Consider the following 13,671-nt stretch of genomic DNA (forward strand, 5'->3'; position numbering starts at 1 on the left):
GCCTTCCAGGTTCTTGTTTTGGCCTACCCAGAGCGCCGAGAAACGACCGTTACTGCGTCGCGTTCCGGGTTTTCGATTCGGAAAGCTGCCCGGTTCAAACAATGCCCTAGTTTTCGCTCAGCAGCTCGTCGCTCCAGAATTCGCGGCCCTTCTCGTCGAGGTAGCCGAAGCGGCCGCCGGGGGCTTGTACCCGGGCCACGCCCTCAAAAAATGGTTCGGCCTGCAGGTAGCGTAGGTCGGTGAGGGTGGCGCCTTCGGGCGTGAGATAGCCGAAGCGGTTGCCCTGGCGCACGATGGGGTAGTGCAGGTTGCCCCGAAGCTCAATAGCATCGAACTGCGGGGCCTGCACCAGCTTGCCTTTGCCATTGATAACGCCCCATTGGTTGCCCTGCCGCACGAACAGCAGGCCGTGATAGTTGTCGCGAATTTCATCGTAGATGACCGGTACGCTGGCCGCGCCCACTGTGAAGCGGAACCCCACCTTGCCATTCTGGCGCACCACGTCGCCCTGCTCCAGCGGGTCTTCATCGAAATCATCTTCGGCGCTGGGAGGCAGGCGCTGGCCACTGGGGCCAATGTCGAAGGTTTCGGAGCCCAGGCGCACGGTGGCCCGGTTATCGTGGAAGTTGCCGGCCCGCGAGAACTGCACGGGTGTTACGGGGTTGCCCGCGCCATCGATGTAGCCGTAGAGGCTGTCTTGGCGCACCCAGGCCAGCTCGTCGGCAAAGGGGCCAGCCTCGTCGTAGCGAGCCGGCAGCACCAGGCGGCGGCGGTGGTCGGCGTAGCCCCACTGGTTGCCCTGGCGGAAGGGTACGAGGCGGGCTTCCGGTGCGGCCGACTGGGCGTAAGTATGCGGGCCAAGCGTTAGCAGCGCCAGTAACAACAGCAGCAAAACGAATTTCATGTAGAAAGGAAGAGCGGGAGGCAGGTCCACTTCGGCTAAGATACGCAGCCTCGGCCAAACCAAACAGCCCCTAAGCGGTTGATTCACGCGCCCTTCACGCCAGCCTCCCTTATTTTGGCAACTGGCCCGGTCACCGGCCTCAGCCGGTCCGACCCGTTGCTTGCCCTATCTTTACCCCGTTCTAATAGGCGGAGCCTGCATCTGCCTTCCCTTATGTCATTACCATCTCCTTACCCTCGCTTCGCGCTGGCTGATTCGCTGACGCCGGAGCAACTGACTTTCTTCCAGGAGCACGGTTTTCTACACTTCCGGTCCTTTATCAACCCCGAAGCCGTGGCCAACTTGCTGCGGGCTTCCGAGCTGGTGCAGCAGCGCTGGCTCAGCGACGAGGTAAAGAAAGTGAATGGCGTGCCCATTAAGTACGGGCACGACGTCGATGGCGCGCCCATCGTGCAGCGCTTCGCCTTCTCCTCGCACCATAGCCCCGTGTTGCACGAGTTTTTGCAGGACCCGCGCTTTACGGCCCTGTTTCCGCTGCTCGAAGCGCCCGGTGGCCGGGTGGGCGAAAACGAGAAAGACGGCCTCGTCATCAATCACTATGTGAACGTGACGGGCTCGGAGTTCTCGCAGATGGGCTGGCACACCGATTCGTTGCGCGACGTGTTCTACGGCAAGAAAATCGGGCCTATGCTTAACGTGGGCGTTCACCTCGACGGCACGCCCGCGACCAACGGCGGCCTGCGCGTGATTCCGGGCACCCACCGCCAAAGCCTGCGCGACATCCTGTTCCGCAAGAAATACTACAAAGACGTAGGCCCCGACGCCCAGGAAATAGCCATCGAAACCGAACCCGGCGACCTGACCGTGCACGACGGCCGCATGTGGCACCGCGTGGCCCAGTCGCCGCTGGTGGGCGAAGCCTCGCGCCGCCGCGTGATGTACGTGCCCATTCTGGCCGGCAAGTACGAGCCCAAGCACGACAACAGCCCCACGCCCTTCTACCTGCGCTTCCTGCACCTGGTGAAGTAGTAATTCGTTGTTGTTTTTTCGGCCGAGGCTTTGGCTCAAACCAGGCAACGAATATCACAACTTGGCCGGAGACGAAAAACCAACAACCAATAACCAAAAACGAACTTTGAAAACTGCCCTCGTTACCGGCGCTTCCCGCGGTATTGGCCGGGCGCTGGCTCTGGAACTGGCTCGCTGCGGCTACGACTTGTTGCTCACGGCCCGCTCCGAAGGCCAGCTGGAGCAGGTGGCCACTGAAGTCCGCCAGCTCGGCTGCGCGGCCCAGGTGCTGCCCCTCGATTTAGCCGCGCCCGAAGCTGCCACCAAACTGGCCACCTGGGCCCTGGTCCAGCCGGGCGAGCTCACTGCGCTAGTTAATAACGCTGGCTACGGCCTCTGGGGCCGTTTCGAGGAACTACCGTTGGCCCAACAGCAGAATATGCTGCAACTCAATATGCACTTGCCGGTAGCCCTCACCCACGCGCTATTGCCCACACTGCGCCAGCAAAAGGCAGCGTATATTCTGAACGTATCGAGCACGGCCGCCTACCAGGCCGTACCCACGCTCACGCTCTATGCGGCCAGCAAGGCATTTGTCCTCAGCTTCAGCCGCGGCCTGCGTTACGAGCTGCGCGAAACGGGCGTATCGGTCTGCTGCCTGAGCCCCGGAGCCACCACCACCGGTTTCGCCGACCGCGCCGGCATGAACGCCGACCTTCAGGCCACGGCCAACAAGGTGTCAATGACGCCCGAGCAGGTGGCCCAGGCGGGTATCCGGGCGCTGCTGGCCGGCGAGGCCGAAATCATTCCCGGCGGCCTGAACAAACTATCCGCCGCCCTCACCAGTGTCGTGCCCAAAAGCCTCACCGAGCGCATTGCCGCCGGGATTTATGAGAAGTATTTGCAGTAGCGGATGAAATGAGGGATAAGGAGGTAAAAAGAACGTCATGCTGAGCGAAGGCGGAGCCGCAGTCAAGCATCTCTACCGCTTCGTTGTAATGCTGTTGATTAGTCAGAGGTAGAGATGCTTCGACTGCGGCTTCGACTGCGCTCAGCATGACGTTCCGGTTGTGCTCGATTAGCGTACTGTTTCTCACTTCTCACTTCTCACTTCTCAACCCCAAAACTTTCCCGCTTCCCCACCATGCCAGGGCCACGAACAGGGGTGCGGCCAGTACGTCGTAGGTGTAATGGGCGTGCTGTACGAGTACCAGCCCGGCCACGGCTACAGTGCCGGCCAAAAGCACCACCCGCTGCCAGCCGGGCGGCACGGTGAGGGCCAGTAACAGCAGTGTGGCGGTGTGGCCCGAGAAAAAAAGGTCTTTGGTGATGGGGGCGGGGGCAGCGTAGAGCAACTGGTCTACCAGCGGGTCGCGCAGGAGCACTAGGCCCGTGGGTGGCTCCAAGGGTAGCAGCCAGAGGGTAGCGCAGCGCAGCAGGTGCAGCAGCAGGTAGGCTGCCAGCGCCCGCAGCAGCCGTGCCGGGCGGGGCAGCAGCGTAACCAGCCCCAACCCAATTCCTAGGTAAATAACGGTGAAAATGGCCCCCGATACGTCGTGGGCTGGCAGGGCGGTCAGCAGGGGGTCGGGTAGGTGGTGGCCGGGGCGTGCCTGTACCCAGGCGAAGTAGCGGGGCAACTGTCTGGCCAGTAGCAGCAGCAGCGCCAGCACGGTCAGCAGCTGCCGCCGGAAAGTGGGTTGCCGCCACGCGGCGGGCCAGGTAGAATCGGGGAGCAGCATAAAAGAGGGAAGCGGGCGCAAAGAAACCGCCGAAAAACCGGAACCGCGCCGTAGTTGCGGGGCTAGCGGGGCGCGGTGTATCTTCGGGGCCGGGGCGAAGTTCCGACTGCGCTGCTTGGGGCCTGTCTTCGGGTCCTCGTTTTTCTCGCATTCAACAGTTGCTGCCATGCCTTACCGTTTCGCCGCCGTTCTGGCCACCACTGCCTTGCTAGCCGCCGCCCCCGCCGCCCGGGCCCAACAAGCCTCCGCCCTCTCGGCCCGCGTGGCCCAGTTAGCCGAGCAGGAGCAGGCCCAGGTAGTGGCCTGGCGGCGCGACATTCATGAGCACCCCGAGCTAGGCAACCAGGAAACCCGCACCGCCGCCCTTGTGGCCGACCACCTGCGCAAGCTGGGTCTAGAGGTGCAGACCGGCGTGGGCCGCACTGGCGTGGTAGCCGTGCTCAAGGGCGGCAAACCCGGCCCCGTGGTGGCATTGCGGGCCGATATGGACGCGCTGCCCGTCACCGAAACTACCGGCCTGCCCTTCGCCTCTAAAGTCCGCACCGACTACAACGGCCAGCAAGTGGGCGTGATGCACGCCTGCGGCCACGACACCCACGTGGCCATGCTGCTGGGGGCAGCCGACGTGCTCACGAAGATGAAAAAAGACCTGCCCGGCTCCGTGAAATTCATTTTCCAGCCTGCCGAGGAAGGTTCGCTGCCCGGACAGGAAGGCGGGGCCCGGCTCATGGTGAAGGAAGGCGTGCTCGAAAACCCCAAGGTGGCGGCCGTATTCGGCATCCACATCCAGGCCCAGACCGAGGTGGGCCAGCTCAGCTACCGGCCGGGCGGCGAAATGGCCTCCTCCGATGTGTTCAGCATCAAGGTGAAGGGCAAATCGGCCCACGGCGCCTACCCCTGGCTGGCCGTCGACCCGGTGGTGACGGCCGCCCAGATCATCCTGGGTCTCCAGACCATCGTCAGTCGCCAGGCCCAGCTAACCGAGGATGCCGTAGTACTGACCGTGGGCATGGTACACGGCGGGGTGCGCAACAACATCATCCCGGAGGAAGTGGAACTGACCGGTACCATCCGCTGCCTGAATAAGGAGATGCAGCAGAAAGTGTGGGCCGGGGTGCGCCGCACGGCCCAGGGTATTGCCGAAAGCGCCGGTGCCACGGCCGAAGTCGACATCACCAATTACGCCCCCATCACCTTCAACGACCCCGACCTGACCCGCTGCATGGTGCCCAGCCTGGAGCGCGCCGCCGGCCCGGCCAACGTGCGGGTGCAGAAGGCCGTGACCGGGGCTGAGGACTTCGCTTTCTACCAGGAAAAAGTGCCCGGCCTGTTCGTATTCGTGGGCGGCATGGCGAAGGGCCAGAACCCCGCCACCACCGCGCCCCACCACACGGCGGGCTTTTTTGTGGATGAAAGCGGCCTGACGCTGGGCGTACGTACCCTCGCCACCCTAGCCATCGATTACCTAACCGGAAAGTAGCTTTTCAGGCTAGTAGCTGACAGCTGTTAGCTACTAGCTGTCATTTATTTGGCATTGAACGAAGAACAAGCCGATTGTAAATTGCCATCAACCTAAACATAAGCTGACGGCTAACAGCTAGTAGCTAACAGCTCAAAAATATGAATATTGCCCTCGTTACCTGCGAAAGCCTGGCCCAGTACGCCGCTCCCAACGTCGATGACGAAGATGCGCTGCTCACACGCTATCTGCGCCAGCAGGGCCACACGGTGGAGCCCCGCATCTGGAGCAACCCTACCGTAGACTGGCACCGCTACGACGCCGTGCTACTCAAGTCGCCCTGGGACTATTTCGACCGCGTGGAGGAGTTTTACCACTGGCTCGACGAATTGGATCGGACCGGCGTGCGGCTGCTGAACCCGGCCGCCGTGGTGCGCTGGAACGCCAACAAGCGCTACCTACTCGATATGGAGCGGGCTGGTATCCGCATTGTGCCCACCCGCCTGCTGCCCCGGGGCGAAGCCGTGGATGCTGCCGCTTTGCTCGAAGAAATGGGCCAGGAGCAGATTGTGGTGAAGCCGGCCGTGAGTGGTGGGGCCAAAAACACCTTCATCCTCACCCGCCAGGAAACCGCCGTCCGCCAGCCCCAGCTCACCGAGCTGGTCGCCCACGAAGACTTTCTGGCCCAGCCCTTCCAGTCGCGTATTCAGGAAGAAGGTGAGTGGTCGTTGCTCTACTTTGGGGGCGAATACAGCCATTGCGTACTGAAAACGCCTAAATCGGGCGACTTCCGGGTACAGCATTACCTCGGCGGTGGCATTACCCCCCGCGAGGCCCCAGCCCACCTGCGGGCCTCCGCCGACCGCATCGTGCGCGAGTTCGCGCCCGGCTGCCTCTACGCCCGCGTCGATGGCCTCGACCAGGATGGCGAACTGCTGCTCATGGAGCTGGAACTCATCGAGCCGTTTTTGTATCTGGCTTCGGATGAGGGGGCGCTGGCACGTTATGAGCAGGCCCTGCGGCGGCTGAGCAAGGCGGTGGCTGAGTGATTTGGTGAAGTGAGTGCAAAAAAGCCCGTCATGCTGAGCGTAGGCGGAGTCGGAGCATGACGGGCTTTTTTGTCACTCAGTCACCTTACGAAAACCCGTTTACCGTGAAGCCGCCATCGACGGCCAGGGTTTGGCCGGTGATGTAGGCGGCGGCGGGCAGGCACAGGAAGGCGGCGGCGGCGGCTACTTCTTCGGGCTCGCCCACCCGGCCCATCGGGGTGCGGCCGATAACGCTGTTGCGGAAATCGTCGTTTTTAAGCACTGTTTCGGCCAGCGGCGTGCGGATATACCAGGGAGCCACGCAATTCACGCGGATGTTGAGCCCGGCCCATTCTACGGCCAGGTTGCGCGTGAGCTGCACCAGCGCCGCTTTCGTCATGCCGTAAATGGCCCCGGTGCGCACGTGCGTGAGGCCTGCTACCGACGAGATATTAACGATGCTACCGCCCCCGGCAGCTACCATTAGCGGCTGCACGCCCCGACTCAGTTCCCAGGCCGAATCGAGGTTGGTAGCCAGCAGGTACCGGTATTCCTCGTCGGAGTACTCCACGGTAGGTTTGCGGACGTTGGTGCCCACATTGTTGACAAGGATATGCACCTGGGGCCAGCGTTGGGCTATTTCGCCCAGCAGTTGGGTGCGGCCGGCGGGCGTGCTTACGTCGGCGGCCAGGGCGTGCGCGGGCAGGCCCCGCTGCTGCCATTCGGCTACCTGCTGCTCCAGGTCGGCGGCGGTGCGGGCCACAGCCACCAGGGTGGCGCCCAGTTCGAGCAGTTCGAGGGCAATGGCCGCGCCGATGCCTTTAGAGGCTCCGGTAACCACGGCCGTCTGGCCTGCGAGGCTCCAGCGCGAGGAGGAATCGTTAGATGAAGATTGCATGAGTATTTCTTGAAATGGTTAAAAATTCGGGTGTTTTACCGAACGCAGAAGTTGTTTAGATCGTCCAGAGAAAAGAGTTTGTAAACTTATAATGCTGTATAACAGTGGATTGTATATTATCAGTAATTAGCCTGTTTCATTAAGCAATTTTCATAAAATAGATATCAGATAAAAAATATTTCAATAAAAGTACCTTTATATTGAAATACATCTAATTTAGCGATGTGGAAAGACTGTCTGATCAACGGTATTTCCTTGATCCATTCAATTTTTTGCATCTCACAACCAACCACGCTCTATGGTCAACAAATACTCTGCGGCAACTCTGTTGCTGCTTGGTGGATTAACTTCTACAGCGCTTGCCCAAGATTACTCCCGCGTACAGAGCAAGAGCCTCAGCGAAAATGGCACGCCTTTCCTGGTGCAGTTCAAAACGGAGGGCAACGCCTACCAGCTCAGCAACGCCAAAGCTGTTCTGAGCGAACAGTTGGAGCTTAGCTCCGATGATCAGATGCTGCAAACGAAGACCGAGGCCGACGAGTTGGGCTTCGTGCACGAGAAATACCAGCAGTACTACAAGGGCATCAAAGTAGAGCACGGCACTTATTCGGTGCACGCCCGTCAGGGCCGCGTCGAGAGCATCAGCGGCCAGTTTGAGAAAGTGCGGGGCCTGAACACCGCGCCTTCGCTCGATGCTTCGGCCGCCCTGAACCGGGCCCTCGCGTTCGTGGGTGCCAAAACCTACATGTGGCAGGATGCCCGCGAGGAAGCCGGCCTAAAGCAGCTCGAAAACAACCCCAACGCTACCTACAAGCCCCAGGGCGAACTGGTGGTGATGCGCAACGCCCGCACCGCCAACCCCCTGAAAGCCGGTAAGCCTACGTTGGCTTGGAAGTTCAACGTGTATGCCCAGATGCCCGTGAGCCGCGCCTTTATCTACGTGGATGCCCACTCCGGCGACATCGTCGGCCAGGATGCCATCATCAAGCATGTGGCGGCTACGGCTACGTTTGCCACGGCCTACAGCGGCACCCGTTCGCTGGCCAACGGCACCGCCACCGGCGGCTACAACCTGCGCGAAACTACCCGCGGCCTAGGCATTGAAACCTACAACTGTAAGAAGGGCAGCAGCTACACGGCCGCTACCGACTTCATCGATGCCGACAACAACTGGACGGCCACCGAATACAACAACGCCAACTTCGACAACGTAGCCGGCGATGCCCACTTCGGTGCCCAGGCCACATACGACTACTGGAAGGTGGTACATAACCGTAACTCGTACGACAACGCGGGCGCCAAAATCAAGAGCTACGTGCACTTCGACGACACGCCCGGCGACGGCGTGGGCTACGAAAACGCCTACTGGAACGGCTCGGTAATGACCTACGGCGACGGGGCCACTACTTTCAAGCCCCTGGCGGCCCTCGACGTGTGCGGCCACGAAATCGGCCACGCCGTGTGCGAAAAAACGGCTAACCTGACCTACGCCAACGAATCGGGCGCCATGAACGAAGGCTTCTCCGACATCTGGGGTGCCTGCGTGGAAGCCCGCGCCGTGGCCCAGTTCGGCCTGACCGGCAAGAGCACATTCCTCATTGGCGAGGAGGTGAAGAAAGCCGGTGGAGCATTGCGCTCCATGAGCAGCCCTAACCAGTACGGCCAGCCCGATACCTACAAGGGTACCTACTGGAAGCCCACCACCACCACGCCCAATAACACCAACGACCAGGGCGGTGTGCACACCAACTCGGGCGTGCTCAACTACTGGTTCTACCTGCTCAGCCAGGGTGGTTCGGGCACCAACGACATTGGCAGCGCTTACTCGGTAACGGGTGTGGGCATCGATGCCGCCGCTAAAATTGCCTACCGCACCGAGTCCATCTACCTGACGGCTTCGTCGACCTACGCCGCAGCCCGTACCGCCGCCATTTCGGCCGCTACCGACCTCTACGGAGCTGGTTCGGCGCAAGTAACGGCCACTACCAACGCTTGGTACGCTGTGGGTGTGGGTGCCGCCAGTGGCGGAACCACTCCTCCGCCCGTTGTGGCTTATTGCACCAGCAAGGGTACCAGTGTCGCTTACGAGTGGATTGACTACGTGAAGCTCGGCACTATCGCCCGCACATCGGGCGCCGATGGTGGCTACTACAACGGTACGGCTACTTCTACTTCGGTTGCCGCCGGCTCGTCGCAGACGATCAGCTTCTCGTCCGGTTTTGCCTCCACGGCCTACACCGAGAACTGGAAAGTCTTCATCGATTACAACCAGGACGGTGACTTCAGCGACGCGGGCGAAACCGTGGTATCGGGCTCCTCGGCCAGCACTGCCACCCTAACCAGCACCTTCACGGTGCCCACTACGGCCCGCAACGGCGCTACCCGGATGCGGATTGTGATGAGCGATGCGGCGGCCACCACCAGCTGCGGTAGCTACAGCTACGGCGAAACCGAAGACTACACGATCAACATTACCGGCGGCGCGGCCTTAGCCGAGCAGGGTATTGCCAGCATTACGCCCGGCACTACACTCAACGCCACCGCGCTGGAGAAAGCCGTCACGCTCTATCCAAACCCGGCGTCCGACGTGCTTAACATCGCGCTGGCCAGCAAGGCCCCCGCAGTATCGGCCACGGTTACGGATTTGCGCGGCGCCCGGGTGGCCAACGTGCGCTTCGAGAACGGGCAACTCAACGTAGCGGGCCTCGCCAACGGCGTGTATCTGCTCACGGTAAGCGACGGGCAGAAGACGTTCCACGAGCGGTTCGTCAAGCAATAGCCCGCCCCGCCCTCAATCCCCGAAAAGGGCCCGCCAATCGGCGGGCCCTTTTTTGCGTTCAAGCCAGCCCGTATGGTAGGGCCAGGCAGTACACTATAGGCAATTTGAATAAATAATTTATTTAAATAGTACAATATATGCTTATGCGGGTCTATTACCATTTTGATATTTTTTTCGCCTTGTATAGCCATGAAAACCGGATTTTGTAAAAAGTTCAATAGGATAAGTGTTAAAAAATTAAAAAAAAGATAATTTGACCCGGCAACCAGGTCTTGGCTTGGTGCAATGCGCTCTTTTTATTCACCCTTTTTCATCTCCACAACCAATCCACCATCCTATGAAAAACAAGTACTCAGTGGCAACCCTTTTGCTGCTCGGAGGCCTGGCTTCCACCACCGCTTATGCCCAGGATTACTCGCGGGTGAAAAGCCAGGAACTGCGTGAAGACGGCACGCCAGCCTTGGTGCAGTTCAAAGCCGAGGGCAACGCCTACCAACTCAGCAACGCCCGCACGGCGCTACGTGAGCAGTTGGGTCTGGGCTCCGACGACCAACTCCTGCAACTCAAAACCCAGGCCGACGACGCGGGCTTCGTGCACGAGAAGTATCAGCAGTATTACAAGGGCATCAAGGTAGAGCACGCCACCTACTCGGTGCACGCCCGCCAGGGCCGCGTCGAGAGCATCAGTGGCCAGTTTGAGAAAGTCCGGAGCCTGAACACCACGCCTTCGATTGACGCTTCGGCTGCCCTGACCCGGGCCCTTTCGTTTGTGGGCGCTAAAACCTACATGTGGCAGGACGCCGCTGAAGAGGTGTACCTGAAAGCCCAGGAAAACGACCCGTCCGCCACGTATGCTCCAAAGGGCGAGCTGGTTGTGGTGCGCGACATGCGTTCGGCTAACCCCCTCAAAGCCGGTAAGCCCACGCTGGCCTGGAAGTTCAACGTGTACGCCCAGTCGCCTGTGAGCCGCGCGTTCATCTACGTGGATGCGCACTCCGGCGACGTGGTGTTCCAGGATGCCATCATCAAGCACGCGGCCGCTACCGGCTCGTTTGCCACCCGCTACAGCGGTACCCAGAGCAGCACCACCGACAGCTACAACGGTTCCTACCGCCTGCGCGACGTGACGCGCGGCTCGGGCGTGCAGACCTTCGACATGAACCAGGGGACGAACTATAGTGCGGCCGTGGATTTCACCGATGCCAACAATAGCTGGACCGAACTCAACAACACGGCTTTCGACAACGCGGCCCTCGATGCCCACTGGGGTGCCCAAGCGGTGTATGACTACTGGAAAAACGTGCACGGCCGCAACTCCTACAACGGCAACGGAGCCGCCATCAAGAGCTACGTGCATTACGACCGTAGCTACGAAAATGCTTACTGGGACGGCACGCGCATGACCTACGGTGACGGCGCTACCCGCTTCTCGCCCCTGACCTCGCTCGACGTGTGCGCCCACGAAATTGGCCATGCCGTGTGCTCCAGCACCGCTAACCTGACGTACTCCTACGAGTCGGGGGCCCTCAACGAAGGCTTCTCCGACATCTGGGGCGCAGCCGTGGAGTACTACAAGGCCCCCAGCAAGCAAACCTGGCTCATTGGTGAAGACATTGACAAGCAGCGCCCTTCACTGCGCTCGATGAGCAACCCCAACGCCGAGGGGCAGCCCGATACCTACCAGGGCACCTACTGGGCCACCGGCTCGGGCGACAACGGGGGCGTGCATACCAACTCGGGCGTGCTCAACCACTGGTTCTACATCCTGAGTGTGGGCAAAAGCGGCACCAACGACAAGGGCAATGCCTACTCGGTAGCCGCCATCGGTATCGATGCCGCCGCTAAAATTGCCTACCGCACCGAAAACGTGTATCTGACGGCCAGCAGCAACTACGCCGCCGCCCGCACCTACAGCATCCAGTCGGCCAAGGACTTGTACGGGGCCGGCTCAGCCCAGGAAATTGCTGTTACCAACGCCTGGTACGCCGTGGGCGTTGGGGCCGCGGCTTCCGGTGGCGGCACCACGCCTCCGCCGCCCGCTCCGGCTACGTACTGCACCAGCAAGGGCAGCAACGTGAGCTACGAGTGGCTCGACCTCGTGCAGTTGGGCTCCATCAACCGCACTTCGGGCAAAGATGGTGGCTACTACAACGGCACGGCTACCAGCACCAACCTGGCCGCCGGTTCGGCCCAGACGATGTACCTCTCGGCCGGTTTCGCCTCCACGGCCTACTCCGAGACCTACGACGTGTACATCGACTACAACCAGGATGGCGACTTCGATGACGCCGGCGAGCGGATTATCTCGGGTTCCTCGTCGAGCAGCGCCACGCTGTCGGCCAGCTTCACGGTACCAACTTCGGCCCGCAGCGGCAGCACCCGCCTGCGCGTCGTGATGAGCGACAACGCCGCTACGACCAGCTGCGGCAGCTACAGCTACGGCGAAACCGAGGATTACACCGTCAACATTACGGGCGGTACGCTGGCTAACCAAGGCGTAGCGGCTACCTCCACCGGTGCCGCTCCGGCCGCGCTCAACGGCGACAATTCCGCCTTCGGCCAGGCCGTCACGCTCTATCCGAACCCGGCGTCCGACGTGCTCAACATCGCGCTGGCCAGTAAGGCCCCCGCAGTATCGGCCACGGTTACGGATTTGCGCGGCGCCCGGGTGGCCAACGTGCGCTTCGAGAACGGGCAGCTCAACGTAGCGGGCCTCGCCAACGGCGTGTATCTGCTCACGGTAAGCGACGGGCAGAAGACGTTCCACGAGCGGTTCGTCAAGCAATAGCCTGACCCGCCCTCAACCCCCGAAAAGGGCCCGCCAATCGGCGGGCCCTTTTTTGCGTTCGGAGTATAGTGAAACTTCCTTTAACGAGCCCAGGGGGCGTATTCGAGCTTGAGTTCAAGCTGGCCGTAATTGTCTTTGAGCGCGGAAGCAGAGCGGCCCTGGTCGGCACCAGTGGGTTTGAACGTGCTGATGTCGTCGAGCTGGTCGGTGGTCGTGAGCGAGTAAGAACCTTCGAGCGAAGCGCTGAACTGGGAAGTGAGCCGCACCGTGAAGCCTACGCCCACCGGCAGCACCAGGGCCAGGGCCGGGTAATCGTTGCGCTCGGGGGCCAAGTAGGCGGGGCTGAAGTTGCCGCTGGGCCGGGTGGTGCCCCGGAACGATTTGGGGCTGTAGAGCGCAAAACCACCCCCCACCTTCAGGTAGGGCTTGATGATGGCCGCCGACGCGTGGGGCGTGGCGTAGGCTCCTTCGTCGTGGAAGGGTTCCCAGCGCACGAAGGCAATGCCCAGTCCGTTTTTGCCCTCAAAAGCCAACCCGCGCTCTGGCAGATAATCCTTAGCTCCCAGCTTGAGGTATGAAACTTCACCGCCCACTTGCCAGTGCGGGTGCAGTTGGTAAAGCAGGCCCGCGCTCAAGCTGGGACCCAGAAACTGGTCGCCCAGGCTGCTGGTGAGGTCGCCGTTGTAGTAACCCACGCCCCCGCCCAGCGTGAAGCGAAACGGACCCCGATAATAGGGCCGGGCCTGGCCGTCGTAGTGGCGGCGGCGGCGTTCGGGGCCGGTTTGGGCCTGGCTCGCGGTGGCCGAGGCAACCAGGAGCAAAAGTAGGGCGGCGGGCAACAGGGGGCGTATCGTCACGGGGCGGAGTAGAACGGGGGCAAAAGGAGGTGCACCCCGGCATACGCGCCGCCGGGGGCGGGCGTTGCCGGGCTAGGTGGCCGTTCCCTAACGTTGCTACCCCGGTACTAGTTGTATAGTCCCAGAGAGAGATGGTGTATTTTCCGGGCTGGAATTTCGCACGAACTTATGGGACAAGTACTCCACGGCAGCGCCCGCACAACTTCGGCAA

10 protein-coding genes are annotated in these 13,671 nt (G+C 61.3%); 6 read left to right on the top strand and 4 right to left on the bottom strand.

Features of this window, described 5'->3' with window-relative positions:
• Window positions 1-106 precede the first annotated feature (106 nt).
• On the bottom strand, window positions 107-904 hold the full coding sequence (locus CDA63_RS04915) for a WG repeat-containing protein (protein WP_088463332.1): 798 nt from the start codon (window positions 902-904) through the stop codon (window positions 107-109).
• Window positions 905-1,117: 213 nt separating this feature from the next.
• On the opposite strand from CDA63_RS04915, the gene CDA63_RS04920 reads away from it, so the two are divergent.
• Together CDA63_RS04920 and CDA63_RS04925 are read left to right on the top strand one after the other, a co-directional pair.
• Complete coding sequence (locus CDA63_RS04920) at window positions 1,118-1,933, top strand: phytanoyl-CoA dioxygenase family protein (protein ID WP_088463333.1); 816 nt, start codon at window positions 1,118-1,120, stop codon at window positions 1,931-1,933.
• Between the two features lie 106 nt (window positions 1,934-2,039).
• Window positions 2,040-2,822, top strand: a complete 783-nt coding sequence (locus tag CDA63_RS04925; RefSeq protein WP_088463334.1) for an SDR family NAD(P)-dependent oxidoreductase — start codon at window positions 2,040-2,042, stop codon at window positions 2,820-2,822.
• A gap of 190 nt (window positions 2,823-3,012) precedes the next feature.
• On the opposite strand, the gene CDA63_RS04930 is transcribed toward CDA63_RS04925, so the two are convergent.
• The gene (locus CDA63_RS04930; protein ID WP_165768194.1) at window positions 3,013-3,651 is read right to left on the bottom strand and encodes a phosphatase PAP2-related protein; all 639 of its coding nucleotides are present in this window, start codon (window positions 3,649-3,651) and stop codon (window positions 3,013-3,015) included.
• 166 nt (window positions 3,652-3,817) lie between these two features.
• Here CDA63_RS04930 and CDA63_RS04935 point away from each other — a divergent pair, with 166 nt between their 5' ends.
• Window positions 3,818-5,131 (top strand): amidohydrolase, encoded by a 1,314-nt coding sequence (locus CDA63_RS04935; RefSeq protein ID WP_088463336.1) that lies wholly within the window; start codon window positions 3,818-3,820, stop codon window positions 5,129-5,131.
• 140 nt (window positions 5,132-5,271) lie between these two features.
• Window positions 5,272-6,159 (top strand): ATP-grasp domain-containing protein, encoded by an 888-nt coding sequence (locus CDA63_RS04940; RefSeq protein WP_088463337.1) that lies wholly within the window; start codon window positions 5,272-5,274, stop codon window positions 6,157-6,159.
• A gap of 85 nt (window positions 6,160-6,244) precedes the next feature.
• Here the strand turns inward: CDA63_RS04940 and CDA63_RS04945 are convergent, their stop codons facing one another.
• The gene (locus CDA63_RS04945) at window positions 6,245-7,036 is read right to left on the bottom strand and encodes an SDR family oxidoreductase (protein WP_088463338.1); all 792 of its coding nucleotides are present in this window, start codon (window positions 7,034-7,036) and stop codon (window positions 6,245-6,247) included.
• A gap of 298 nt (window positions 7,037-7,334) precedes the next feature.
• Between CDA63_RS04945 and CDA63_RS04950 the strand changes: the two genes are divergently transcribed.
• Window positions 7,335-9,815, top strand: a complete 2,481-nt coding sequence (locus CDA63_RS04950; protein ID WP_088463339.1) for a M4 family metallopeptidase — start codon at window positions 7,335-7,337, stop codon at window positions 9,813-9,815.
• A 337-nt stretch (window positions 9,816-10,152) separates the two neighbouring features.
• On the top strand, window positions 10,153-12,603 hold the full coding sequence (locus CDA63_RS04955) for a M4 family metallopeptidase (protein WP_088463340.1): 2,451 nt from the start codon (window positions 10,153-10,155) through the stop codon (window positions 12,601-12,603).
• An 80-nt stretch (window positions 12,604-12,683) separates the two neighbouring features.
• Here CDA63_RS04955 and CDA63_RS04960 read toward each other — a convergent pair whose 3' ends face one another.
• Window positions 12,684-13,460: an outer membrane beta-barrel protein gene (locus CDA63_RS04960; RefSeq protein WP_126546740.1), complete on the bottom strand. Its 777-nt coding sequence runs from the start codon at window positions 13,458-13,460 to the stop codon at window positions 12,684-12,686.
• Window positions 13,461-13,671 lie beyond the last annotated feature (211 nt).

This window comes from Hymenobacter amundsenii (genome assembly GCF_002204745.1).
GTDB lineage: Bacteria > Bacteroidota > Bacteroidia > Cytophagales > Hymenobacteraceae > Hymenobacter > Hymenobacter amundsenii.